Genomic DNA, 25,533 nt, shown 5'->3' with positions numbered 1-25,533 from the left:
TCGCACTCTCGGAGGTAGCACTGATGTCGTCGGCCATCTTCGACTCTGTCCCCGCGTTCGAGGTCGCCGACCCGGCCTTCTCGATCACCTCGGCCGAGGTGCACGCGGCCCGCGAGCGCAGCTGGTATGCGACCACCGACTACGGCCTTGCCGTGCTGCGCTACGAGCAGGTGAACCGTCTTCTCAAGCATCCCAAGCTCAGACAGGGCAGCGCGGCATGGCCGGCCCACAACGGCGTCACCGAAGGGCCGTTCGCCGACTGGTTCGCCAGCTGGATCCTGAACAAGGAAGGCGAAGAGCACCACCGCCTCCGACGGCTGATGAACCCGGCCTTCTCCAGCAAGCTCATCGGCGGGCTGGTGCCGAGATTCCAGGCGCTGGCCGAAGAGCTCATCGACGGCTTCGCCGAACCCGACCGATGCGAGTTCGTCGGCGAGTTCGCCGAACCCTACGCCGCCCGCGTCATCGCGATCATGCTCGGCATTCCCGAGAGCGAGTGGAAGGTCATCGCCACCGAGTCCGCCACGATCGGGCTGGCCCTGGGCGTCACGATCCGCCAGGACCTGCCCAAGATCGAGGCCGCGCTCAACACGCTGTACGACTACTGCGACGCGCTGATCGCCGATCGCCGAGCTGACCCGCGGGATGACTTCGTCACCACGCTGGTCAATGCATCCCGCCCCGAGGACGGTCGGCTCAGCGATACCGAGCTACGAGATGCCATGGTGCTGTTGATCTTCGGTGGTTTCGACACCACCCGTAACCAACTCGGCCTGGCCATGCAGACGTTCATGTCCCATCCTGACCAGTGGCGACTGCTGGCCGAGCGGCCGGAACTCGGCGGCAAGGCCGTGGAGGAGGTCATGCGGGTCAATCCGACCGTGCGCTGGGTGACCCGTGAGGTGCTGGAGGACTTCGAGTACGAGGGCGTGCTGCTCACCGCGGGCACCACGGTGCACCTGTACAGCGAGTCCGCCGGAACCGACCCACTCGTCTTCGAGCCGGGGTTCGACATCGCCGTAGAGCGCAAGCCGCACTTCGGATTCGGTGGCGGCGCCCACCACTGCCTAGGGCACTTCGTGGCGCGCTCGGACATGAGCGAGGCGCTGCCGCTGCTGGCCCGCCGGATGCGCGACCCGCAGGAACTGCCCGGTGCCACCTGGTTGCCCGACTCGGGCAACACGGGCCCGATCACGTTGCCCATCGCCTTCACGCCCGCCCCCTGAAAGGACTCCCGCATGCACGTCACCGTAGATCTCGCGAAGTGTCAGGACCACGGCCAGTGCGCCATCGCCGCACCCGCTGTCTTCACCCTCAATGACGACGGAAATCTGGAGTACGACGGCAATCCCGACGATTCCGAACGCGCATACGTCGAAGACGCGGCCGACGTCTGCCCGGTTCAGGCCATCGTGGTCGAGGACTGAACCCCGATGACCGCCACCCCGCTCGACACCCATCGCGAGGCGAACGCAAGCAGCCCCGAACTCGCCGCCGCGCTGTCCACCATCGCCGAGCTCGGCGTCGAATTCGTGTACTTCCAAGCGGTCACCATCACCGGCCGGGTCGTCGGGAAGGTGGCACCGGCACGCCATTTCGAGCGGCTCGCGATCCGCGGGGTGCAGCAACACCAGACCGCGGTCGCCAACCTGCAGGGCACCCGGGAGGGAGTGTTGCTCGCCGGTGGGGTGAACGCGCCGGAATACACGGCGATCCCGGACCTGGAGACCTTCGCGGTGCTGCCGTGGGACACCGGGTTTGCGCGCGTGTTCTGCCGCCTCTACGAACCTGACCATCTGCCGGAACGGGCCGGGGCTGAGTTCGCCTGTGACACCCGGGGTCTGCTGCGCCGGATGCTGGCCGGCTTCACCGACCGCACCGGCCTGGAGCTGCGGACCGGCTGTGAACCCGAGATGACCTGGCAGGGTGAGGGTCTGCAGGCGCAGTTCCGTCCTGGATCGAGCCCGGCGTACCACATCGAACACCTCGAACGGAACCGGCCGATCGTCAAGAAGGTCGTCGAGTACGCCCAGGCGCTGGGCCTGGACATGATCGAGGGCGACTACGAAGACGAGTTCCAGGTCGAACTGAACTTCATGTACGACCGTGCCGACCGCACCGCCGACCGGCTGACCACCTACCGCCAGATCTGCAAGCAGGTGGCGCGCGAGTTGGGCATCCACGCCAGCTTCATGCCCAAGCCCGCCACCGGCATGATGGGCAACGGGTGCCACCACAACTTCAGCTTCTGGCACGACGACGTCAACGTGCTCGCCGAACCCGGCGTCACCGAACTGCATCTGAGCGAGGTCGGGCGTCACGCCCTGGGCGGGCTGCTGGCCCACTCCGCGGGTGCCATGCTGGTCAACGGGTCCACCGTGAACTCCTACAAACGCTATTGGGACGCGGGACAGTTCGCGCCGTCACGGATCAACTGGGGGCTGGACAACAAGACCTGCACGGTGCGGTTGTCCGCGGTCGGGCGCCTGGAGTACAAGCTGCCCGACGCCGCGGTGAACCCGTACCTGTCGCACGCGGCGATCCTGGCCGCGTGCGAGGACGGCATGAAGAACGCCATCGACCCCGGCGAACCGACGCAGGGGTCGTCCTACGACGCGCCGGCCGACGACCGCTTCCCGGCGCTGCCGCTGACCCTCGGCGAAGCCATCGGCGCCTTCCGCGCCGACCAGGTGCTCAACCAGGCGTTCGGACCGGAACTGTCGGCGTTGCTCGTCGACTACCACGCCGACGAATGGGCCAGGTACTGCGGACACGTCACCGAATGGGAGCGCGAGATGTACTGGAACGACACGCCATGACCGATGCCTTGAAACTCGCCTGCCTGGATGCCGAGGCGCCTCCGCTGTTCTCACTGTGGACGCCGGAGAGTGGAAGGCAGGGCTACGAACCCGGCGTCGCCGAGGCGCTGGGCGCCGAACTCGGCAGACCGATCGAGTGGGTCCGGGTGCCCTGGGTGGACATGATCCCGTCGGTGCAGCGCGGGGCGGCCGACGCGGTGCTGTGCGGGCAGGGCATCACCGCCGAGCGGCAGGCCCAGGTCGACTTCACCCGTCCGTATGCGATCTTCCACGAGGGCGTGCTGGTCCGGCGCGGATCGGGCATCCGGTCGGCGCAGGATCTGGTGGGCCGGAAGGTCGCCGCGATCGAGAACAGCACCAACATGGCGCTCGCGCAGACGTTCACCGGTGCCGAACCGGTGGCGTTCGGCGCCGGATCCGACGACGTCTACGCCGACATGCTCGCCGCGCTGCGGGCCGGGGAGGTCGACGCGGTGGTCGACGACGACGTGGTGTTCGTCCCGCTGGGCGCCACGCACCCGGATTACGAGCTGGCGTTCACGGTGCAGACCGGAAACCGGTGGGGCATTGCGGTGGCCAAGAACCGCCCGGACACCCTCGCCGAGATCGACGCGGCGCTCGGCCGGCTCATCGAAACCGGGCGGCTGCGCAAGGTCTGGCAGCAGTGGTTGCCGACGCTGGACTATCCGTTCGCGGGGGAGTGAGTGATCCGGCCGCTGGTGGCGGTGGTGGGTCGCCGGGCCGCGCAGGTGCCGATCCTGAGATTCTCGGCGACCCTTGCCGCAGAGGCGATCTGCGAGGCGGTGTGGGACGCCGGCGGTGAGCCCGTCGTGCTGCACGGACCGGCATCAGACCCGCTGGCCGAGCTGCCGCGCCGGCTGGCGCGCTTCGACGGCGTGCTGCTGCCCGGCGGCGCCGACGTCGAGCCGCACAGGTACGGTGCGCAGCCGGCGCCCGAGACCACCGGCACGGTGACGTTCCAGGACGACTTCGATCTCGGTGTGACGCGGGCGGTGATCGACCTGGACCTGCCCGCACTGGCGATCTGCCGGGGCATGCAGGTGCTCAACGTCGCGCTCGGAGGCACCCTCAACCAGCACGTCATGGAGACCGAGACCCTGCACCACAACGCAATTCACCCCGTGCGCGTCAGGCGGGGCTCGCGATTGCACGCCATCGTCGGTGAACAGACCATCGACGTCTCGTCCTACCATCACCAGGCGGTCGATCGGCTGGCTCCCGGGTTGGTGGTGTCCGCGCTCGCCGCAGACGGCGTCTTCGAGGCGGTCGAACACCGCCGCGCCGACGTCGTCGCCGTGCAGTGGCACCCCGAGGACCGCCACCGCGTCTGCCCCACCGACGCCGCGCTGTTCACCGACCTGGTGGACCGCGCCACCAAGAGAAAGGAAGCGCGATGACCATCCGGGTACGTCGTGAGGACGTCATCCCGAACCTGCCGGTGCCGTCGGCGCCGCGCGCCCACGTGTGTGTGCTGGCCTCGCTGAACTTCCCCGGCATCAACGAGCACGACGCGGGATTGGTCACGCGGTTCACCAGGACGGCGCTGGCGACGTTGGTCGAACTCGGCGCCTCCTACGAGCTGTGGGACACCACGACACCACTGGATGACCCTTCTGCTGCAGCAGATTTCGACGGTCTGCTGCTTCTCGGCGGCGGGGATGTCGACGGTTCCTGCTACGGCGTGTGCGAAACCCATCCGAATTCGTACGGTATCGATCTGCGCGCCGACCGCGACGCGTTCGCCGCCATCGCGGCTGCCGAGGCCGCCGAGCGGCCCGTCTTCGGAATCTGCCGGGGCTCCCAACTGCTCAACGTCGCCCGCGGCGGCACGCTTGTCCCCGACATCGCCGACTACACACTGCACCACGGCGGGCCCGGCGAACCGGTATTCGTCGACGAACCCGTCGACATCATGCCCGGTACCCGGCTGGCATCGATCCTGGGCACCGACCGGGTGATCGCCCGCAACGGCCACCATCAGGCCGTCGACACCCTCGGACACGGTCTGGTGGTCGCCGCCCGCGCGCTCGACGGGATCACCGAGGGCGTGGAGGATCCCGGCAAGTTCTACCTCGGTGTGCAGTGGCATCCCGAGGACGAGGACGGACCCGGGGACGACAGGATGCGGCTGTTCGGTGCGTTTGTCACGGCCGCGGAGCGGTCCAGGAGAGGCACGGCCGCGGAGCGGTCCAGGGAGAGCACGGCCGCGGAGCGGTCCAGGGAGAGGCCCGGCGTAGCGTCGCAGGTGTGATCACCGCGCGCAGTCTGTGCCAGGACGAGAACCTCGGCCTGCTACTGGTTGCCGGCGCGCAGGCTGCCGACCGACCGATCGAGTGGCCGCATGCCATCGAATTAGCCGACCCCACACCGTATCTGGCCGGCGGCGAGCTGGTGATGACGACCGGGATCAACATCGGCGCCGACGCCGCAGCCCAGCGCGACTACGTCGCACGACTGGCCGCGGCCGGGACGGCCGCGCTGGCGGTCGACACCGGCACCACGCTCGCGGAGGTCCCGGCCGGGGTGCTGGCCGCCGGCGACGAGCACGGCGTCCCCATCCTGCGGGTGCCGGCCTCGACACCGTTCATCGCCATCGCCCGGGTGGTGATCGACGCCGTCAGGGCCGACCAGCTGCGCTCGGTGCAACGAGTGGTCGACCAACAGGAGGTGCTGGCCCGAGCGACGCTGAGGGGAGGTATCCCCGGCGTGGTCGGCGAACTCGCCGACTGTCTGTCGGCAGTCGTGGTCGCCGTCGCCGCCGACGGCCGGGAGCTCGCGGCGGGCGGGAGCACCGATGCCGAGCTGATCTCGTCGCTGTCCGAGACCGCCCGGCGGGCGCGGGATCGCGGCGGGTTGGTCACCCCGCACGGGGACGGCTGGTTGACGGTTCAGCGGATGCGGGCGGCACAGGCAGTTCGCGGGCACCTGGTGGTGCGTACCTCCGAGCCGCTGTCAGATGCCGACAGACTGCTTGTCGCACATGCGGTGTCGCTGATCTCGATCGCACTGGAGAAGCCGGCGAGAGTGCAGGACGCCGAGCAGCGGTTGCGTTCGGCGTTGACTCGGCAGCTGCTCGCGGGCCGGGAGACCGTGGACGAGGGTTTGTTGCGTTACTTCGGGTTCGTCCCGGACGGGGACGTCGTCGTGGTCGTGCTTCAGCACATGGGTCCGGTGCTGGCCGCCGAGGAAGCCGTGGGTCGGCGGCTGGCCGACGCGGGGCCCTACCTGATGACGACGGCGGACCGTGAGATCGTCATCGTCGTCCCCGCGGATGGCAGCGCCGGCCGGGTCCGCACCCTGATCGGGAGTCAGCGCGGGCCGAGCGGGGGAGTGAGTCGGGCTGTCCCGATTGCCGAGGTCGCCACGGGTGTGGAGCAGGCGAGGATCGCCGCCGAGTCCACGGCGGGCCAGTTCACCGAGTTCGCCGACCTCGGGCCGCTCGCGGCGTTGCTGGACAGCCGCGCGCCGGGTGAATTGCGGCTGCTGGCATCGGTACTGGACCCGCTGCGCGATGCCGACGAGGATCTGGTCGCCACCCTGGCGGCCTTCCTGCGGCACAACGGCCAGGCGGAGGCCGCCGCCGCCGAGTTGCAGGTGCACCGCCACACGCTGCGGAACCGGATGCGGCGCATCGGTCAGCTGCTCGGCGACGACCTGACCTCCGCCGACTCGCGGACGCAGCTGTGGTTGGCGGTCAGGGCTTCTCAACTGCTACGGAGTCGCCGAGGACCGGCGGACCACAGCGGTAGGTGACCGGCGTCGCCGACAACGTCACCGGGTTGGCGACCTGCGGGGCCGGGCTACCCGGAACCTGCACCGTCGCGGCGATGCCCAGCCGTTCGGCGAACGCGAATGCCTCGGACAGGTCGTTGATCGGGCCCGCGGGCACACCGGCCGAGGTCAGCGTGGTGTACCAGTGTTCGGCACCGTGCCGCTTCAACGCCGGTTCCAGCAACGCGCACAACGCATCCCGGTTGGCCACCCGGAGCGGGTTGGTGGCGAAGCGCGGATCGCGGGCGAGCTCGGGCAGTTCGATCGCGGCGCTGAACGCGGTGAACTGTCTGTCATTGCCGACGGCCACCGCGATCGGCCGGTCGGCGGTGTCGAAGGTCTGGTACGGCGCGATGCTGGGGTGCCGGTTGCCCATCATCGCCGGCACCACGCCTGCGCCCAGGAAGCCGGAAGCCTGATTGACCATCGACGACAGCAGCACCGAGAACAGGTCGGTGTCCACGCGCTGCCCCTCGCCGGTGCGGTCGCGGTGGGCCAGCGCGGCCAGGATCCCGCTCAGCGCGTGCAGTCCGGCGAGCACGTCGACCAGGGCCACACCCGCCTTGGTGGGCTGCCCTTCGGTGCCGGTGACGCTCATCAGCCCGCCGACCGCCTGCACCAACAGGTCGTAGCCCGGCAGCGCCGCGCCGCCGCCGTGGCCGAAGCCGGTGATCGCGCAGTAGATGACGTCGGGCCGGACGCGGCGCAGATCCTCATAGCCCAGCCCGAGTCTCTCCATGGTGCCGGGCCGGAAGTTCTCGACGACGATGTCCGCACCGGCGACCAGGTCGCGTGCGGTCTGCTGCCCGGCGGGATCGGACAGGTCGATGGCCACCGAGCGCTTGTTGCGGTTGACCGCGTTGAAATACGTTGCCACGCCGGAGGAATCGTAGGGCGGTCCCCACTGCCGGGTGTCGTCCCCGGCGCCGGGCCGTTCGACCTTGACGACCTCGGCGCCGAAGTCGCCCAGCATCATCGTCGCGTACGGTCCGGCCAGCACGCGGCTGAAGTCCACGACGACGATGCCGTCGAGCGCACCGGTCACGGTCGGGCCGTCCCGCCGCGCAGGTACACGGTGGTGGTGTGGGTGAAGAACTCGCGGGCGGCGGTGCCCTGCTCTTTGGGGCCGAGCCCACTCTTCTTGGCCCCGCCGAACGGCACGTGCGGGTCGGCCCCGGCGGACTCGGAGTTGACGTGCAGAACCCCGACGTCGATCCGGTCGACGGCCTGCAGCGCGCGCGTCAGGTCCTGGGTGAACACGGCTGCGGAAAGCCCGAATTCGCTGTCGTCGGCCAAGGCGAACGCGTCCTCGGCGTCGGCGGCCCGCCGCACCGCCAGCACCGGGCCGAACAGTTCGTCGGTCCACACGTCGGCGGGTTCGCCGTCGAGTTGGAGGATCGTGGGGGCGACGAAGTAGCCGTCGGCCAGCGGCCCGTCCGGGTAGGGCCGGCCGCCGGTCAGCACCGTGGCGCCCTGCGTGACGGCGGTGTCGACCCCGCCGGTCACGGACTGTTGTGCGGCCGCGCTGATCACCGGACCCATCTGCGTGGTGTCGTCTACGGGGTCGCCCACCTGCAGCGTCTCGGCGCGGGTGAGGAGCGCATCCAGGAACGCGTCGGCGATCCCCGGGGTGACGATCAGACGCGAAGTGGCGGTGCACTTCTGGCCGGTGGACCGGAACGCGCCGAGCATCACCTGCTCCACCGCGAGATCGAGGTCGGCGTCGTCGAGCACCACCGCGGCGTTCTTGCCGCCCATCTCGGCCTGTGCGGGCACGCCGCGTGCCGCGGCCGAGGCCGCGATGCGCCGGCCGACCGCGGTCGAACCGGTGAACGAGATCCCGTCGATCCCGGCGTGGCCGACGATGGCCTCGCCGACGTCGGAGTCGCCGATCAACAGGTTGAGCACACCCGGTGGCAGGCCCGCCTCGGTGAACGCCTGCGCGAGCCGGATCGCCAGCAACGGCACAGTGCTGGCCGGCTTCCACACCACAGTGTTGCCGTAGACCAGCGCGGGGGCGATCTTCCAGGCCGGGATCGCGATCGGGAAGTTGAACGGGGTGATGATCCCGACGACCCCGAGCGGTCTGCGCGTGACCAGGATCTGTTCCCCGGCGCGCGGGGACGCGTAGAGCTCGCCGGCGCTGCGGTCGCCCTCGTTGGCGTAGTAGCGCAGGATCTGCGCCGCGCGGCGCACCTCGCCGACGCCTTCGGCGCGCGTCTTGCCCTCCTCGGTGGCGAGTTCGAGGCCCCACTGTTCGGCGTTGCGCTCGACGACGTCCGCGGCGGCCGACAGCATCGCGCCCCGCTGGTGGATCGGGGTGGCCGCCCACGCCGGTGCGGCACCAGCGGCCGCGGCCATGGCCGTGTCGACGTCCGCGGGTAGCGCGGCACCGCCCTCGGCGACCACGACCCGCGGGTGGGCCGGGTTGACGCTGCGCAGCGGTTCACCGTCCCCGGCGATCCACCGCCCGTCGACGAGATGGCGGACCGGCGCCGTCATGAGCGGAACGCCGCGTGGCCGGTCAGCGCCTTGCCGATGGACAGCAGGTGCATCTCCGAGGTGCCCTCGTAGGTCAGCACCGACTCCAGGTTGTTGGCGTGGCGCAGGGGCGAGTACTCCAGGGTGATGCCGCTGCCACCCAGCAGGGTGCGGCATTCGCGGGCGATCGCCAGTGCCTCGCGGACATTGTTGAGCTTGCCGAGACTGATCTGCTCCGGGAGCACGCCGCCGGCGTCCTTCATCCGGCCCAGGTGGATGGCCAGCAGCATCGCCTTGCCGAGTTCGAGGGTCATGTTGGCCAGTTTCTCCTGCGTCAGCTGATAACCGGCCAGCGGCCTGTCGAACACGTCCCGGGTCCGGGTGTAGGCGATCGTGGTCTCCAGGCTGTCGCGGGCGGCGCCGAGCGCGCCGAACACGATGCCGAAGCGGGCCTCGTTGAGGCACGACAGCGGGGCGCTCAGCCCGACCGCTTCCGGCAGCTGCGCCGACTCGGGCAGCCGGACGTTGTCCAGCACCAGTTCCGAAGTCACCGACGCCCGCAGCGAGAGCTTGCGGTGGATCGGGTTCGCGGTGAACCCCGGCGTGTCCGTGGGTACCAGGAAGCCCCGGATCCCGTCGTCGGTCTGCGCCCAGACCGTCGCCACGTCGGCCAGGTTGCCGTTGGTGATCCACATCTTGGTGCCGTTGAGCACCCAGTCGCGGCCGTCGCGGCGGGCGCGGGTGCGCATGCCGGCCGGGTTGGACCCGAAGTCGGGTTCGGTGAGGCCGAAGCAGCCGATCGCCTCGCCCGAGGCCAGCCGTGGCAGCCACTCGTTCTTCTGGTCCTCGGAGCCGTAGCGGTGGATCGAGAACATCGACAGCGAGCCCTGCACGGAGACGAAACTGCGGAACCCGCTGTCACCGGCCTCCAGTTCCAGGCACGCCAGCCCGTAGCCGACGGCGTTGGTGCCCGCACAGCCGTAGCCCTGCAGGTGCATGCCCAGCACCCCGAGTTCGCCGAAGCGCCGCCCCAGTTCCCGGGGCAGCGTGGCCGACTCGAACCAGCCCTCGATGTTCGGCCGCAGTTCGATGTCGACGAATTTCCTCACTGTGGAGGCGATCTCGCGTTCGTCGTGCTCGAGAAGCCGGGCGGTGTCGAACAGTTCCAGCGGTGCGTACACGGACTTCCTGCGCGGCGGTGTCGTGGTGGTCATCGGGTCATCTCCTGATCGGGATTACAGGGCGGCGAAACCGTCGGCGACGACGTCGAACGCCTCGGCGAGCAGTTCGTCGGAGATCGACAGCGGCGGCAGGAACCGCAGCACGTTGCCGAAAGTGCCTGCGCTCAGCGGCAACACGCCGTTGCGCTGACAGTGCCGGGTGACGGCGGCCACCGCCCCGGGATCGGGCTCACGGGTGCCGGGCACCACGAGTTCGGCGGCGATCATGGCGCCCCGGCCCCGGCCCCGGATCTCGCCGATCACGTCGGTGGCGGCCGCGATCCTGCGCAGCGCCGCGGTCATCACCTCGCCCAGGGCGCGGGCGCGCTCGACCAGACCGCGGGTCTCGATCTCCTCGAACACCCCGAGCGCGGCCGCGCACGCGACCGGGTTGCCGCTGTAGGTGCCGCCGATACCACCGGAGTGCGCGGCGTCCATCACGTCGGCACGTCCGGTGACCGCGGCCAGCGGGAGCCCCCCAGCCAGACCCTTGGCGGTGGTGATCAGGTCGGGCACCAGCCCCTCGTGCTCGCTGGCGAACCACGCGCCGGTGCGCGCGATGCCGGTCTGCACCTCGTCGGCGACCAGCAGGATGCCGCGCTCGCGGCAGAACTGCGCGACCGACTGCAGAAAGCTCTCGGCCGGAACGATGAACCCGCCCTCACCCTGGATCGGCTCGACCACCACGCAGGCCACCGCATCGGCACCGATCTGGGCGTCGACGAGTTGCGCGAAGTGGGCGAACGCCTCCGCGGCGCAGTGCTGCGGACCCGACGGCCACCGGAACGGGTAGGCCATCGGCGCCCGGTACACCTCAGGGGCGAACGGACCGAAACCGTGCTTGTACGGCGCATTCTTGGCTGTCATCGACATGGTGAGCAGCGAGCGGCCGTGGAACGCGTGGTCGAACACCACCACCGCCGGCCGTCCGGTCGCCGCACGCGCGTACTTGACGGCGTTCTCCACCGCCTCGCTGCCGGTGTTGAACAACGCGGTGCGCTTCTCGTGGTCGCCCGGCGTGAGCGCGTTCAGTTTCTCCGCGACCTCGATGTAGGGCTCGTACGGGGTGGCCAGGAAGCAGGTGTGGGTGTACTCGGCGAGCTGCGCCGTCGCGCGGCCACCACGGCCGGGGCCGCGTTGCCGACGGTGGTCACGGCGATCCCGCTGCCGAGGTCGATGAACGAGTTGCCGTCCACGTCGAGGATCACCCCGCCGCCGGCCGCGGCCACGTACACACCGGCGGCGCTGGTCAGACCCGCCGGGAGTGCGGCACTGCGGCGGTGCGCGAGCTCGACGGACCGGGGGCCGGGCACGTCGGTGTGCACCCGGCGGACCTGGGGGAGGGCGGGGCCGCCGATCACGGTCGCAGTCATGCCTCAAAGCCTAGGAACGCCGGCTCGCCGCACCCATGTCCGTGACGGACAATCGCCCGTCCGTCGATGTACATACCGGAACGGTGTGCGCGGATTACTTTCGCGCTGCGCGGTTATCAATACGTCCATGAGTGATACCGCGCTACTGGTGATCGACGTGTTCAACACCTACGACCACCCCGACGCCGAGCAACTGGCCGACAGCGCTGCCGATGTCGTCGATCCGATCGCCGAACTGGTCGCGCGGGCCGGCCGGCGTGACGACGTCGACGTGATCTATGTCAACGACAACCACGGCGACTTCGCCGCCAACCACTCCGACATCATCCAGGGTGCGCTGAAGGGCGCCCGTCCCGATCTGGTCCGGCCGCTGCTGCCCAGCCCGGACACCCGCTTCCTGACCAAGGTGCGACACAGCGCGTTCTACGCGACCCCGCTGGACTACCTGCTCAGCCGGCTGGGTGCGCAGCGCATCGTCCTCACCGGGCAGGTCACCGAACAGTGCATCCTGTACACCGCGCTCGACGGCTACGTCCGGCACTACGACGTGGTGGTGCCCCCGGATGCCGTGGCGCACATCGACGCCAAGCTCGGCGAGGCCGCGCTGGAGATGATGAGTCGCAACATGAAGGCCGACCTGTCGAAGTCCACCGACTGCCTGCCCTGACGCCGAGGCAGGTATCGGGTGCCGCCCGGCACGCCGTGACGGCGGGCGCCTGCCGAGTTGCGGGGCCGGGCTGAGGTAGCCTCACGGCATGGAAGTACTACGTTCTGTAGTTGTATTGCTGCACATCGTCGGCTTCGCCATCCTGTTCGGCGCCTGGGTGACCGAAGCGGTCGCCCGCCGGTTCCGGACCACCCGGGTGATGGACTACGGCCTGCTGGTCTCACTGCTGACCGGCCTCGCGCTGGCCGCGCCGTGGCCCGCGGGCATCGAACTGAACTACCCCAAGATCGGGATCAAGCTGGTGATCCTGGTGATCCTCGGAGGATTGCTGGGCATGGGCAGCGCCCGGCAGAAGCGCACCGGCGAAGCGGTGCCGCGCGGCATGTTCTACGGAGTCGGGGTGCTGTCGTTCGCCGCGGCGGCGCTGGCCGTCATCTGGTAGGACCACCGGCGTTGTAGCACTTACGATCCGGGGATGACCGTTGCGCCGGAGCCGTTTCTGACCGACGGGCACGGCGGTGTGCGGATCGTGGCAGACCGGGTCGGCGACCCGGACGCGCGCGCTGTGGTGTTCCTGCACGGCGGCGGGCAGACCCGCCGGTCCTGGGGCAGGGCCGCTGCGGCTGTGGCGCAGCGCGGCTGGCAGGGCGTCACCGTCGACATGCGCGGCCACGGTGAGTCCGACTGGTCCGCCGAGGGCGACTACCGGGTGTCCAGTTTCGCCGCCGACGTGGGCGAGATCCTCCGCCTGCTGCCGGAGAAGCCGGTGCTCGTCGGTGCGTCTCTCGGTGGCATCACCTCGATGCTGCTGGCCGGCGAACTGGCCCGCGGCGTCGCCGCGGCAGTGGTCCTGGTCGACATCGTGCCCGATATGGATCCCTCCGGGGCCGAGCGTATTCACGCCTTCATGGCCGACAAGATGGTCGACGGATTCGCCTCGCTCGACGAGGTCGCCGACATGATCGCGGCGTTCAACCCGCACCGGCCGCGCCCGGACGATCTCGATGGCTTGCGAAAGAACCTGCGGCGCAGGGGGGATCGCTGGTACTGGCACTGGGACCCGCAGTTCATCGACGGCTCCGCGACCAATCCGCCGCTGGAGGTCACCGACACCGAGCGTCTGCACGCCGCGGTCGAGGCCATCCTCGCCGACGGGGTGCCGGTGCTACTGGTGCGCGGTCAGGTCAGCGACCTGGTCAGCCATCAGCGCGCCGAGGAATTTCTGGCGCGGTTTCCCCAGGTCGCGTTCGTCGACGTCGAGGGCGCCGGGCACATGGTGGCCGGGGACCGCAACGACCTGTTCGCCGGTGCGGTGCTCGATTTCCTGGCGCGGGCGGAAGTCGCCAAACCCTGACCATCCACTGAACGCCGAGCGTATGGTCGGTCCGTGCCCCATCTGACCGGCGCGGAGGTGCGCAGTCCCGAGCTGACCCGGTTGACCGGACTGCCGTTCGACGACGGCGATGAGGTGCTGCGGGCGGCCATCGACGACGCCAGCGTGCCCGCCCTGTTGATGTCGATCGTCCACATGACCGGCGACCTGAGCGTCCTCGACGAACTGCCGCGCCCGTTCATGCTCATCGCGATGGACCTGCAGGGTGGCATGAGCGAGCCGGACAAACAGGTGGTGCGGGACAGGGCCTATCAGGTTGCCCGCGACTACCGCGACAGGGGTTGCCCGCCGCCGTTCGTGCCCGACGAGCACCAGCTGCGGGTGATGCTCGACGCGGTCTCCGCCGGCCAGGTCACCGACGAATTCGTCGACTACATCGCCGCGGACCTCAGGGTCACCGACGACGACCAGTGCGGTCCGGTGTGGGCATCGGCGCCCGAGCAGCGCGCCGGCTTCCCCGTCGTGGTCATCGGCTGCGGTGAGGCCGGAGTGCTCGCCGGAATCAAGCTCAAGGCGGCCGGTGTGCCGTTCACCATCATCGAGCGCCAGTCCGGAGTCGGCGGGACCTGGCTGGCCAACCGATACCCGGGCTGCCGGGTGGACATCGCCAGCCAGTACTACACGTATTCGTTCGAGCCCACCGACCACTGGCGGCACCACTACGCGACCCAACCCGAGATCCTGCAGTATCTGCGGGATGTCACCGACCGCTACGGTCTCGCCGAACACATCCGGTTCGACACCGAGGTCACCGGCGCGGTGTGGGACGAGGCAGCCTCTCAGTGGCGGGTGCGGGTGCGCCCCACCGCGGTCGGGAGCGCCGACACCACCGCCGACGAGGAGCTGACCGCCTGCGCCGTGATCTGCGCGGTCGGCCAGTTCAGCGCCCCTGTCATCCCGGACATCAACGGCGCGAAAGTATTTCGCGGACCGTCCCGCCACACCGCGGACTGGGACGACTCCGTGGAGCTGGCCGGCAAGCGGGTCGCCGTGATCGGTGCCGGGGCCAGCGGCTTCCAGTTGGTTCCCGCGATCGCCGGCACCGCCGCGCATGTCGACGTCTACCAGCGCACGCCGCAGTGGATGGCGCCCAACGTGCACTACCACGAGGCCGTCAGCCCCGAGGCCCGGTGGGCCACCCGGCATCTGCCCTACTACGGCCGGTGGTTGCGCTTCGTGTCGTGGTGGCCGATCGCCGACGCCCTCGACGAACAGATCACCATCGACCCCGGCTGGGACACCGGCGGATTGTCGGTCAGCGCAGGCAATCAGGCGATCCGGGACATGTTCATCGCGTGGATGCGAGCGTTCACCGACGACGAGGAACTGCTCGACAAGGTCACCCCGAAATACCCGCCGATGGGCAAGCGCACCCTTCAGGACGACGGGACCTGGCTGACCACTCTGCAGCGCGACGACGTCGAGCTGGTGACCGACGGGATCGCCGAGATCACCGCCGACGGGGTCACCGACGTCCGCGGTGTGCACCGCAGTGCCGATGTGCTGGTGTGGGCCACCGGTTTCGACGTCAACCACCAGCTCGGACCGATCGACATCCGCGGCACCGGCGGGATCGGGCTCAACGAGGCGTGGGGCGACGCCGGCTACGCCTACCTCGGGATCACGGTGGCAGAGTTCCCGAACTTCTACTGCATGTTCGGCCCCGGCACCAACGCCGTGAACGGCGCGAGCATCATCTACAACTCCGAATGCCAGATGCGCTACATCCTGGGCTGCATCGACATGACGCTGGCCGCCGGCGCAGCCGCGGTGGCCCCCAGGGCCGAGGTGTGCACCGGCTACGACCGGCGCAGCCAGCACCGGCTGAAGTCAATGGTCTACGCACACCCGTCGGTCAGCAGCTATTACAAGAACAGCGCGGGTGAGCTGCCCACCCTGTTCGCGTGGCGCATCGCCGACTACTGGAAGTGGACGCATCGGCCGTCCTCGGCGGACTACGAATTCACAATCACGACGGGGCAGGGGAATTGATGACCGGACGGCTGGCAGGCAAGGTCGCGCTGATCAGTGGTGGGGCCAGGGGGATGGGCGCCTCCCACGCGCGGGCGATGGCCGCCCACGGCGCGAAGGTGGTGTGCGGCGACATCCTCGACGCCGAGGGCGAAGACGTGGCCGGCGAACTCGGGGACGCCGCGCGCTACGTTCATCTCGACGTCACCAGCCCCGGCGACTGGGACGCGGCCGTGGCCACCACCGTCGCCGAGTTCGGCGGGCTCGACATCCTGGTCAACAACGCGGGCATCCTGAACATCGGCACCGTCGAGGACTACGAATTGGCCGAGTGGCAGCGCATCCTCGACGTCAACCTCACCGGCGTGTTCCTCGGCATCCGTGCGGTCACCCCGACCATGAAGGCCGCAGGCGCCGGATCGATCGTCAACATCTCCTCCATCGAGGGGATGGCGGGCACCGTCGGCTGCCACGGCTACACCGCCACCAAGTTCGCGGTCCGCGGCCTCACCAAGTCGACGGCACTGGAGTTGGGGCCGTTCGGAATCCGGGTGAACTCGGTGCATCCGGGGCTGGTCAAGACACCCATGGCCGACTGGGTGCCCGAGGACATCTTCCAGTCCGCGCTCGGCCGGATCGCCCAGCCGCACGAGGTCAGCAACCTGGTCGTCTACCTGGCATCCGACGAGTCGAGTTACTCGACCGGAGCGGAGTTCGTCGTCGACGGCGGCACGCTCGCCGGTCTGGCGCACAAGGATTTCTCCGCCGTCGACGTCGGCCGACAGCCGGACTGGGTGACCTAGGTCCCGCCGGCCCGATCGATCCGTCGGCCCAACTCGGCACGCGAGCTGATGCCCAGCTTGCGGTAGATCCTGGTGAGGTTGTGCTCGACGGTCTTGGCGCTGATGAACATCGCCGCGGCGATGTCCTTGTTGGTCGCCCCGGCGGCCGCCATCTCGGCGACCCGCTGCTCCGACGGCGTCAACTGGCTCAGATCCTCGGCCGGGGCCACCACTGCGCGTGCCAGTTCGGCCTGCGCCCGCTGCGCCCACAGCGGGGTGCCCAACGCCTGGAAGGTCCGCAGCGCCTGGTTCAGATTCGTGGCCGCAGACTGCTTCTGGCGCAGCCGGCGCTGCAGCTGGCCGAGCAGAAGCTGGGTTCTCGCCGTCTCGAACGGCATCGGGAGGCTTTCGTGCTCGGCCATCGCGCGGTGCGCGGACTGTTCGGCGGCCGCCACCTCGCCGCGGGCGGCCAGCAGCATCGCGCGACACCGCGCCCCCACTGCGCGCATCCAGGGCCGGCGGTGCTCGAGGCCGTTCTGTTCCAGTGCGCCGGTGAGGTATTCGGCCTCGTCCAGCCGTCCCACGCCTACCATCGCCTCGATCACGTCGGGCAGGTGCCACGCGTACATCATTTCGGTGGCAGGCATCTGATCGGTGTCGAGGAACTTCACATCGAGGGCCTCCAGCGCCTCCCGGTGATTTCCGAGCGACTCCTCCAGGAAGCACAACGTCATTCCCGGCCAGTCGGCGATGTGGGAGGCCTGCCGGTTGGCAATCGCACCGAGCACCCAGCGGGCGTCGGTGCGGGCGTCGTCGACGCGGCCGGCGTAGGCGGCCAGCGCGCTGCGCACGGTCATCGGGATGATCAGCACGTCGTCGCCGCCGAGTTGTTCGGCGCGTTCCACGGCCTCGGCCGCCTCGGCTTCGGCGGCCGCGAGCTGACCCCACCACAGGTGGTTGATCGCGAGGAACCCGGCGATCGCCATCATGTCGCTCTCGGCGCCGCGCTCGACGCACACCGCGCGCACCTCGGTCAGCTCGTGGTGCGCCTGCTCGAGCCTGCCGGTCCACGACATCGCCAACGCGTGCACGAACGGCGCCCGGAAGATGATCGGCACGTCGAAGGCGGGGTCGTAGAGTTCCAACGCGCGCTGCAGGGACGGCTCGTCGAGACCGTCGCCGCATTGGAACTTCACGTGCACCGACCAGGCCAGCGCCGCGCTGATGATGCCGGGAATTCCGAGCTCCTCGGCGAGCTTGACGGCGTCGCGGACGTGCCGGCGCGCGTCGTCGAGTTCGCCGATGCTGTTGAGTGCGAAGGAAAGTCGCAACAGCACCTGCACCAGCACCGGGACGTTTCCCGCACCGTCGTCGAGTGCGCCGCGCAGCAGCGCGACCGCCTCGGTGTGTTCGTTCTCGTACATCCGGACCGTGGCCAGCAGGCTCGACGCCAGCGCCCGCAGGATCGCCGGCTCCATCGAGTCGACCTGGCCCAGCACGGCGGCGGCTTTGGCGGTGTCGCCGGCCAGGAAGTGGTTCTCCGCAGATTTCATGCGGCGCAACGGGTTGTCGCCGCCCAGCCCGATCGCCAGGCCGACCAGCTCGGCGGCCGCGGCCGGCGCACCCCGGGCGCGGGCCGAGTCGGCGGCCTGGTCCAGCGCGGTGAAGATCTCCTCGTCGCCGCTGGCCGAGGCCAGGGCCAGATGCCGGGCCTTGAGCTCCGGCTGGGTCTCCAGCGCGCCCATCGTGCGGTGCATCGCGCGGCGCGCGGTCGGCCCGGCGTCGGTGTACACGCCGCTGGCCAGCAGCGGGTGGGTGAACCGCACCCGGTTCCCGTCCACGGTGACGATGCCGGTGGACTCCACCGTCTCCAGTCGGGCGGCCACCTCGGCGGCTGTCGAGGCGTGGGCGCGCGCCAACAGGTCCACGGTGGGAGCGGCCACGCACGCGACGCTGAGCAGCAGCGAGCGGGTCGAATCGTCGAGCATCCCGATCCGGCGGCGCACCACCTCGGTCAGGGTGGCAGGTAGCGATGCTTCGCCCGCGGTCGGGCCGTCACTGATGGAGTGCGCCAGTTCGAGGGCGAAAAACGGGTTGCCGCCCGAGACCTCGGCGATGCGGAGCACCGACGGACGGGCCAGGGTGCGGCCGAGGCGCTCGGAGATCAGCGAGTGCAGCTGGCCCGTGGTCATCGGCCGCACCGACACGCGCTGAAGTCCGTCGGGGCGCTCCAGCCTCAGCCAGCCCGCGGTCGTGCCCTCACCCGGGGCGCACCGCTCGGTCACCAGCACGCCGAACGGTCCCCGCAGCCGGCGCACCGCGAACTCGACGGCCGCGCGGCTCGACCGGTCCAGCCACTGGGCGTCGTCGATCGCGATCAACACCGGGGACCGCTCGGCCAGAGTGTGCAGCACCGACACGAAACCCGCGGCCACCGTGCGCTGATCGGTGGGCGGACCGTCGTTGCCTGCGCGCAGCAACACCCGGTCCAGCGCCAGCTTCTGTAATGCGGGCAACGACGCGAAGCAGTCGTCCTCGACATCGCCGAGCAGGTCGGCCAGCGCGGCGAACGCCATCACCGATTCGGCCTGGCCCACCCGGGCCGTGAGCACCCGGAAACCCCGCTCGCCGGCCAGCTCGAGCTGACGCAGCCACAGCGTGGTCTTACCGATGCCGGCGTCGCCCTCGATGACCAGCGCGGTCGGCGCAGACGCCGCGGTGACCAGGAATCCAGCAACGCGCGGATCGTCGACTGGTCGCTCTCCAGCGCGGGACACGAGCTCCATCATCGCAGCGGGCAAAGACCGGCGCACCACTTCGGGCGCATTTGGTTACCGGCGGGTCACTTCCCGGATCGCGGCCTCATCGGATAACGACCTCATCGGATAACGACCTCATCGGACAACAACCTCATCGGACAAGAGCCTCATCGGACAAGAACGACGACCTTGCCCCTGGCCGAGCGGTCCTCCAGAGACGCGATCGCGTCGGCGGCCCGCTCCAGCGGATAGACGACCGGGGTGGGCGCCGGCACCGCGCCCGAGGCCAGCAACGGCTCCAGCTCGGCCCACTGCTCCTGCAGATAGCCGGGGTGGGTCATTGTCCACGCTCCCCAGCCCACCCCGACGGCGTCGACGTTGTTGAGCAGCAGCCGGTTCACCTTGACCGTCGGGATCTCGCCACCAGTGAACCCGACGACCAGCAGCCGGCCGCCGGGTGCCAGGGAGCGCAGTGAATCGGTGAACCGGTCGCCGCCGACCGGATCGACCACGATGTCGACCCCGCGCCCGCCGGTGAGTTCTTTGACCGCGTCCTTGAACCCGTCGGCGAGCACCACGTCGGACGCGCCTGCGGCACGGGCCACCTCGGCCTTGTCCTCGGTGCTGACCACCGCGATGGTGCGGGAGGCGCCGAAAGCCGGCGCGAGCCGCAGCGCCGAGGTCCCGATGCCGCCGGCCGCCCCGTGCACCAGCACCGTGTCGCCGGGCTGCAGACGGCCCCGGGTCCGCAACGCGAAATGCACCGTCAGATCGTTGAACAGGATGCCTGCGCCAGCCTCGAAGGACAGCGTATCCGGCAACTTGAACACCCGTTCCGGTTGCAGTGCAACGACTTCGGCCATTGCGCCGCACAACATCGTCAGCCCGGCCACCCGGTCGCCGGGCTGCACGTGCGCGCCGGTGGGTGCGCTACGCACCACCCCGGCCACCTCCGCGCCCGGCGTGTAGGGCATCTGGGGTTTGTACTGATAGAGCCCGCGGGACTGCAGCGCGTCGGGGAACGCCACCCCCGCGGCGTACACGTCGACCAGCACCGCGCCGTCGGCGGCGGTGGGCTCGTCGATCTCCACGAGGCGGGCCGCCTGCGGGCCCTCCAGTTCGGCAATCTGTATCGCGCGCATTCCGGCCTCCTGATGGTCGTCGCAGACCATTTAACTCACCCGCGGTTGGTCGGCTCACCGCCGGTCTCCACCGGGTACAGTCCCGTACCGGGCAAAGTCGCCGGAAACACAGGAGCAGCGCATGGCACGAGGAACCAGCACCCCGGCCCGGGGCCGGGGATTCGCCCCCGCGCAGGCACTGGCGTCGGGACGCATCGTCGACGTCCGCTCCCGCGACGGCGTCCGGCTGCACGCAGAGGTCTTCGGCCCCGAGGACGGCTACCCGATCGTGCTCGCGCACGGCATCACCTGCGCGCTGCGGGTGTGGGCCTGTCAGATCGCCGACCTGGCCCGCGACCACCGGGTGATCGCCTTCGATCACCGCGGCCACGGCCGCAGCTCGATCCCGCCGCTGCGCGGCGGCTACAGCCTGGACTACCTGGCCGCCGACCTCGACGCCGTGCTGGAGGCCACGCTGGCCCCCGGCGAACGCGCGGTGATCGCCGGCCACTCGATGGGTGGCATCGCGATCTCGTCGTGGTCCGAACGGCTGCCGCACCGCGTCGAGCAACGCGCCGACGCGGTCGCGCTGATCAACACCACCACCGGCGACCTGCTTCGCAACGTCAACCTGTTGCCGGTCCCGCCGGCGCTGGCCGAAGCCCGCGTGCGGGCGGCCGGATCGGTGCTGCGCCGGTTCGCCGGGGTGCCGCTGAACCGGGCCGTGCACCGGCCCAACCGCCGGTTCGTCGCGTCCCTGGCCGTCGGCCGCGACGCCGACCCGGCGGTCGCCGACTTCGTCTACGACCTGTTCAACTCCACCTCACCGGCCGGGCGCGGCGGGTGGGCGCGGGTGCTCGTCGACCACCTCGGGCCCCGGCACATCGCGCTGTCCAACCTGACGGTGCCGACACTGGTGATCGGCAGCACCAAGGACCGGCTGCTGCCGATGGCGTCGGCCCGCCGGATCGCAGCCACCGCGCCGAACCTGGCGCGATTCGTCGAGCTGCCGGGCGGACACTGCGCGATTCTGGAACGGCCCGACGAGGTCAACGAGCATCTGCGCTGGCTGATCGGGTCGGTCCGGGACAGTTCCCGGGCGAGCGAGGCGACAGGCACCGCGGCGTCCGACGATCAGGGCCGGCGCGCCAGCTCCTGATGCGCGTCGGCGGCCGCGCGCAGCCCCGACCGCACCGCGCCGTCGAGGAACCCGGTCCAGCGGTCGGCGGTCTCCGTGCCCGCCCAGAAGATGCCGTCGACCGGGGCGCGCAGCCATCGGCCGTGCGCGGTCCACGCCCCCGGCGGGACCGCCGCGGTCGGTCCGCCCGGGGCGAAAGCCTCGACGCCCCAACGATGGTCGAGGTAGTCGAGCGGGCGTGCCGCGGCTTGCCCGAACAACGCGGTGAACCCGGCCAGCGCGACCTCGCGGCGCTGCTCGTCGGGGAGCGGGTCGAATGTGCGCGCATCGGTGAACCCCAACAGGATGCCGGGTCCGTCGTCGCCCGGGCTGCAGTCGAACGTGATGAACACCGGCCCCTCGTCGGACAGCGCCTCCCCGGAGCAGCCGGCCTTGCGCCAGAACGGGGTCTCATAGGCCGCGTAGGCCTTGCTCAGATGGCCCTGTGGCCAGTGCCTGCTGAGCTCGCCGTAGCCCGCGGGCAGGGGCGGATCGAACTCGATGGTCGCGCGGTGCTCGGGCGGGACGGCGACGACGACCGCCGCGCCCACGTACTCGGCGCGGTCGGTGGTGACGGTCAGCGTGCGGTCGGCGCCCCGGGAGATCCGGCGCACCGGCTCGCCGAGCACCACGCTCTCGCCGAGCTGCTCGGCCATCCGCTCGGCGATCTGCTGCGTGCCCGCCGTGAACCGCTCCTGCTGGGCGCCGCCCTCGACGTCGAGCATCCGGCTCAGCCCGCCCGCGGCCTTCACGTAGCGCACCGCATGCAGCATCGAGACCGCGTCGGGCTCCGCGCCCCAGGTCACCCGCGACATGATCGTCATCAGGTCGCGAGTGGACGCGCCGGCGTGCACCGAGCGCAGCCAACCGTCCAGCGAGACGCCGTCGAGGTCGCCTGCGATCGGTGAGGTCCACGGCTGTTCGACGGGCACCCTCCGGCAGACCCGTTCGAAGCGCCACTGGATCCGCGACACGTCCACGAGCTCGATGATCGACAACCGCGGGATCGTGCTGCGGTAGGAGCGCACCGAACCGCGCCAGCGGATCAGGTTCTTACCCCGCCCGTAGGTGGGTGTCCGTTCGCAGCCCAGCTGGTCGGCCAGCGCCAGCACCGCGTCCTGGGTGGGGCCGACGAACGTCGCGCCGAGGTCCACCGGGACGCCCGCGACGGTGCCGGTGTGCGATCTGCCGCCCACCCGGTCGCGGCCTTCGACGACCACCACGTCGTGCCCGAAACGCGTCAGTTCCCGCGCCGCGGTCAGCCCCGCGAAGCCCGCTCCCACCACGACGACGTCAGCCATGCCTCCATCCTCTGCCGCATCCCGCGATTTCGGCGCGCAAACGCACCCATAGTGTCGTGAAACGCGCCGGATCCGCACTAGGCTCGGCCCTTGTGCAGGTGATGACCGCGTTGTTCGGGCCGATGGACGCGACGGACAGGGCCCGCGCGCTGCGCGAAGCCGGCGCCAGCGGGGTGTTCACCTTCGAGGGGCCGCACGACGTGTTCACGCCGCTGACCATGGCGGCGACCGTCGGCGGCCTGGACGTGATGACCAACGTCGCGATCGCCTTCCCCCGCAACCCGATTCACCTGGCGCACCAGGCCGTCGACCACCAGCTGCTGTCCGGCGGACGCTTCACCCTGGGCCTGGGTACCCAGATCCGCACCCAGATCGAGAAGCGGTTCGGCGCCGAGTTCGACCGCCCGGTGGCACGGATGGCTGAACTCGTCGGGGCGCTGCGGGCGATCTTCGAGGCGTGGAGCACGGGGGAGCGGCTGAACTTCCAGGGTGAGTTCTACCGCCACACGCTGATGACGCCGACTTTCAGCCCGAGGTCGAGCTTTGCGCCGGTGCCGATCTTCGTCGGCGCGCTGGGGCCGAAGATGACCCGGATGACCGCCGAGGTCGCCGACGGGCTGCTGGTGATGCCGTTCGGCTCGAAGCGCTTCCTGCACGAGGTGACGATGCCCAATGTCGAGGCCGGGCTGGCCGCGGCGGGCCGCGACCGCTCGGACCTGGCCGTCGTGCCCGAGATCATCGTCTCGGTCGCCGACGAGGACCCCGACCACACCGCGACCCGCCGGCTGCTGGCGTTCTACGGGTCGACGCCGGCCTACCGCCCGGTGCTCGACGCGCACGGCTGGGGTGACCTGCAGCCCGAACTGCGCGCCCTGTCCAAGCAGGGGCGCTGGGAGGACATGGGGCGGCTCATCGACGACGACGTGCTGCACACCATCGCCGCGTGCGGCACCCCCGCCGAGATCGCCAAGCACATCGAGGACCGGGTGGGCGGCGTGTCGGACCGCATCTGCCTCTACCAGCCCGGCCCCATCAAGGTGGATTCGTTGGCCCGGATCGTCGACGCGCTGGCCGACTGAGTCCTAGGGTGGTACGTGAGCGGACCAATGGAGGTTGCGAGTGGACCAGCGCTATCCGGAGACAGAGTTCTCCGACGTCCTGATCATCGGCGCAGGCATTTCGGGAATTGGTGCCGCATACCGGATCCAGGAGCGGAATCCGCAGCTCACCTACACGGTTCTGGAGCGCCGTTCGCGCATCGGCGGTACCTGGGACCTGCACCGCTACCCGGGCATCCGCTCCGACAGCGACATCTTCACCCTGTCGTTCCCGTGGGAGCCGTGGGCCAGGCCGGAGAACGTCGCCGACGGTGAGGACATCCGCACCTACCTCACCGAGGCCGCGCACCGGCACGGGATCGACCGGCACATCCGGTTCGACACCCGGGTGAGCTCGGCGAACTGGGATTCACAGACCGACACCTGGGAGGTGCAGACCGAGCAGAACGGGGTGCCGCGCACCTACCGGACCCGGTTCCTGTTCTTCGCCACCGGCTACTACGACTACGACCACCCGTACCGCCCGGACATCCCGGGACTGGAGGACTTCTCCGGCACGGTCGTCCATCCGCAGCAGTGGCCCGAGGATCTGGACTACAGCGGGCGCAGGGTCGTGGTGATCGGCAGTGGCGCCACCGCGATCAGCCTGATCCCGTCGCTGACCGAGAAGGCCGGCCACGTGACGATGCTGCAGCGCTCGCCGACCTATCTGCTGTCCGGGCAGCGGATCAACCCGGTGGTGAACCTCCTGCGCAAGGTGCCGCCCCGCCGGCTGGGATACCGGCTCGCCTGGCTGTACAACGTCCTGTTCATCGTGGCCGTGTACGGGATCGCGCGCAAAGCGCCGCGGTTCAGCCGTCGGGCGATCCGCGCGGTCGCCAAACACTATCTGCCCGAGGGTTATCCGGTCGACACCCACTTCAATCCCACCTACGACCCGTGGGATCAACGGCTGTGCCTGATCCTGTCCGGGGACTTCTACGACGCCATCGCCACCGGACGCGCCGAGGTGGTCACCGACCGGATCGACCACGTCGATGGCACGGGCATCGTGCTGCAGTCGGGTGAACGCCTCGATGCGGACGTGATCGTCACCGCCACCGGAATTCAGCTGCAGGCCCTGGGCGGCGTCACGATCAGTGTCGACGGCGAAGAGGTCAGGACCGCCGACCGCTTCGTCTACAAGGAGCACCTGCTCGAAGACGTGCCGAACATGGCGTGGTGCGTGGGATACATCAACGCGTCCTGGACGCTGCGGGCCGATCTGACCGCGCGTGCGGTGGCGAAGTTGTTGGCCTACATGGATTCTCACGGATACACCCACGCTTACCCGCACCTGGGCGCGACCCCGATGACCGAGAAGCCGGCGTGGAACATCAATGCCGGCTACGTACACCGGTCGGCGCACGTGCTGCCGAAGTCGGGGACCCGGCGGCCGTGGAACGTGCGGCACAACTACGTGCTCGACGCCATCGACCACCGGCTCGACCGCATCGAGGAGTCGATGGTGTTCGGCCGCGCCCCCGCGCCCGATACCGCTCCCGCGCCGAAATTGCATTCCACGCGCGAACTTTCGAGTGAGGACCTACTGGAACGCAATCTCGGCGGGTGACGGTAGC

The 25,533-nt window shown here is 69.9% G+C and carries 21 protein-coding genes and 1 pseudogene; 15 read left to right on the top strand and 7 right to left on the bottom strand.

What is annotated here, in order from left to right:
* Window positions 1–23: 23 nt before the first annotated feature.
* Genes MVA01S_RS04270 through MVA01S_RS04240 form a run of 7 tightly spaced genes read left to right on the top strand, consistent with a single transcriptional unit; the run spans window position 24 to window position 6,593 of the window.
* Entirely contained in the window at window positions 24–1,226 is a 1,203-nt protein-coding gene (locus tag MVA01S_RS04270; protein WP_003929014.1) for a cytochrome P450, read from the top strand.
* A gap of 12 nt (window positions 1,227–1,238) precedes the next feature.
* Entirely contained in the window at window positions 1,239–1,427 is a 189-nt protein-coding gene (locus tag MVA01S_RS04265) for a ferredoxin (RefSeq protein ID WP_003929013.1), read from the top strand.
* Window positions 1,428–1,433: 6 nt separating this feature from the next.
* On the top strand, window positions 1,434–2,819 hold the full coding sequence (locus tag MVA01S_RS04260) for a glutamine synthetase family protein (protein ID WP_003929012.1): 1,386 nt from the start codon (window positions 1,434–1,436) through the stop codon (window positions 2,817–2,819).
* A complete protein-coding gene (locus MVA01S_RS04255) occupies window positions 2,816–3,523 on the top strand; it encodes an ABC transporter substrate-binding protein (RefSeq protein ID WP_003929011.1) in 708 nt (235 codons plus the stop codon). The genes MVA01S_RS04260 and MVA01S_RS04255 overlap by 4 nt, the downstream gene beginning before the upstream one ends.
* Entirely contained in the window at window positions 3,524–4,237 is a 714-nt protein-coding gene (locus tag MVA01S_RS04250) for a gamma-glutamyl-gamma-aminobutyrate hydrolase family protein (RefSeq protein WP_003929010.1), read from the top strand.
* The gene (locus MVA01S_RS04245) at window positions 4,234–5,091 is read left to right on the top strand and encodes a gamma-glutamyl-gamma-aminobutyrate hydrolase family protein (RefSeq protein ID WP_003929009.1); all 858 of its coding nucleotides are present in this window, start codon (window positions 4,234–4,236) and stop codon (window positions 5,089–5,091) included. The genes MVA01S_RS04250 and MVA01S_RS04245 overlap by 4 nt, the downstream gene beginning before the upstream one ends.
* Complete coding sequence (locus tag MVA01S_RS04240) at window positions 5,088–6,593, top strand: PucR family transcriptional regulator (RefSeq protein ID WP_003929008.1); 1,506 nt, start codon at window positions 5,088–5,090, stop codon at window positions 6,591–6,593. Before MVA01S_RS04245 ends, MVA01S_RS04240 begins: the two co-directional genes overlap by 4 nt.
* Here the strand turns inward: MVA01S_RS04240 and MVA01S_RS04235 are convergent.
* From MVA01S_RS04235 to gabT, 4 genes and pseudogenes are all read right to left on the bottom strand, one after another.
* Window positions 6,535–7,656, bottom strand: a complete 1,122-nt coding sequence (locus MVA01S_RS04235) for a CaiB/BaiF CoA transferase family protein (protein WP_003929007.1) — start codon at window positions 7,654–7,656, stop codon at window positions 6,535–6,537. The genes MVA01S_RS04240 and MVA01S_RS04235 overlap by 59 nt on opposite strands.
* Window positions 7,653–9,113, bottom strand: a complete 1,461-nt coding sequence (locus MVA01S_RS04230) for an aldehyde dehydrogenase family protein (RefSeq protein WP_003929006.1) — start codon at window positions 9,111–9,113, stop codon at window positions 7,653–7,655. Before MVA01S_RS04230 ends, MVA01S_RS04235 begins: the two co-directional genes overlap by 4 nt.
* Window positions 9,110–10,306, bottom strand: a complete 1,197-nt coding sequence (locus MVA01S_RS04225) for an acyl-CoA dehydrogenase family protein (RefSeq protein WP_003929005.1) — start codon at window positions 10,304–10,306, stop codon at window positions 9,110–9,112. Before MVA01S_RS04225 ends, MVA01S_RS04230 begins: the two co-directional genes overlap by 4 nt.
* 21 nt (window positions 10,307–10,327) lie before the next feature.
* Window positions 10,328–11,685, bottom strand: a pseudogene (gabT, locus tag MVA01S_RS04220) (4-aminobutyrate--2-oxoglutarate transaminase).
* A 127-nt stretch (window positions 11,686–11,812) separates the two neighbouring features.
* Between gabT and MVA01S_RS04215 the strand changes: the two are divergent.
* From MVA01S_RS04215 to MVA01S_RS04195, 5 genes are all read left to right on the top strand, one after another.
* Window positions 11,813–12,352 (top strand): cysteine hydrolase family protein, encoded by a 540-nt coding sequence (locus MVA01S_RS04215; RefSeq protein WP_003929004.1) that lies wholly within the window; start codon window positions 11,813–11,815, stop codon window positions 12,350–12,352.
* An 88-nt stretch (window positions 12,353–12,440) separates the two neighbouring features.
* Window positions 12,441–12,794 carry a hypothetical protein gene (locus tag MVA01S_RS04210; protein ID WP_003929003.1) on the top strand — a complete coding sequence of 118 codons (354 nt, stop codon included), beginning with the start codon at window positions 12,441–12,443 and terminating at the stop codon, window positions 12,792–12,794.
* Window positions 12,795–12,827: 33 nt separating this feature from the next.
* Window positions 12,828–13,706 carry an alpha/beta fold hydrolase gene (locus MVA01S_RS04205; RefSeq protein ID WP_003929002.1) on the top strand — a complete coding sequence of 293 codons (879 nt, stop codon included), beginning with the start codon at window positions 12,828–12,830 and terminating at the stop codon, window positions 13,704–13,706.
* 33 nt (window positions 13,707–13,739) lie between these two features.
* Complete coding sequence (locus MVA01S_RS04200) at window positions 13,740–15,737, top strand: flavin-containing monooxygenase (RefSeq protein WP_003929001.1); 1,998 nt, start codon at window positions 13,740–13,742, stop codon at window positions 15,735–15,737.
* Window positions 15,737–16,519 (top strand): glucose 1-dehydrogenase, encoded by a 783-nt coding sequence (locus MVA01S_RS04195; RefSeq protein ID WP_003929000.1) that lies wholly within the window; start codon window positions 15,737–15,739, stop codon window positions 16,517–16,519. The genes MVA01S_RS04200 and MVA01S_RS04195 overlap by 1 nt, the downstream gene beginning before the upstream one ends.
* Here the strand turns inward: MVA01S_RS04195 and MVA01S_RS04190 are convergent.
* Together MVA01S_RS04190 and MVA01S_RS04185 are read right to left on the bottom strand one after the other, a co-directional pair.
* Entirely contained in the window at window positions 16,516–19,284 is a 2,769-nt protein-coding gene (locus MVA01S_RS04190) for a helix-turn-helix transcriptional regulator (RefSeq protein WP_040540253.1), read from the bottom strand. The genes MVA01S_RS04195 and MVA01S_RS04190 overlap by 4 nt on opposite strands.
* 140 nt (window positions 19,285–19,424) lie before the next feature.
* Window positions 19,425–20,399 carry an NADPH:quinone oxidoreductase family protein gene (locus MVA01S_RS04185; protein ID WP_003928998.1) on the bottom strand — a complete coding sequence of 325 codons (975 nt, stop codon included), beginning with the start codon at window positions 20,397–20,399 and terminating at the stop codon, window positions 19,425–19,427.
* A 121-nt stretch (window positions 20,400–20,520) separates the two neighbouring features.
* Between MVA01S_RS04185 and MVA01S_RS04180 the strand changes: the two genes are divergently transcribed.
* Window positions 20,521–21,537, top strand: coding sequence for an alpha/beta fold hydrolase (locus MVA01S_RS04180; protein ID WP_003928997.1), 1,017 nt, complete (start codon window positions 20,521–20,523; stop codon window positions 21,535–21,537).
* On the opposite strand, the gene MVA01S_RS04175 is transcribed toward MVA01S_RS04180, so the two are convergent.
* The gene (locus tag MVA01S_RS04175; protein WP_003928996.1) at window positions 21,513–22,856 is read right to left on the bottom strand and encodes a flavin monoamine oxidase family protein; all 1,344 of its coding nucleotides are present in this window, start codon (window positions 22,854–22,856) and stop codon (window positions 21,513–21,515) included. The two genes, MVA01S_RS04180 and MVA01S_RS04175, sit on opposite strands and share 25 nt — an antisense overlap.
* 101 nt (window positions 22,857–22,957) lie before the next feature.
* On the opposite strand from MVA01S_RS04175, the gene MVA01S_RS04170 reads away from it, so the two are divergent.
* Both MVA01S_RS04170 and MVA01S_RS04165 read left to right on the top strand, forming a co-directional pair.
* Window positions 22,958–23,935 carry a TIGR03617 family F420-dependent LLM class oxidoreductase gene (locus MVA01S_RS04170; RefSeq protein WP_003928995.1) on the top strand — a complete coding sequence of 326 codons (978 nt, stop codon included), beginning with the start codon at window positions 22,958–22,960 and terminating at the stop codon, window positions 23,933–23,935.
* 40 nt (window positions 23,936–23,975) lie between these two features.
* Window positions 23,976–25,526, top strand: a complete 1,551-nt coding sequence (locus MVA01S_RS04165; RefSeq protein WP_003928994.1) for a flavin-containing monooxygenase — start codon at window positions 23,976–23,978, stop codon at window positions 25,524–25,526.
* The last annotated feature ends 7 nt before the right edge of the window (window positions 25,527–25,533 follow it).

The sequence above is a fragment of the Mycolicibacterium vaccae NBRC 14118 = CIP 105934 genome (assembly GCF_001552715.1).
Classification (GTDB): domain Bacteria; phylum Actinomycetota; class Actinomycetes; order Mycobacteriales; family Mycobacteriaceae; genus Mycobacterium; species Mycobacterium vaccae.
Note: the sequence above shows the minus strand (reverse complement) of the source record. Positions and strands in the feature narration are given on the sequence as shown.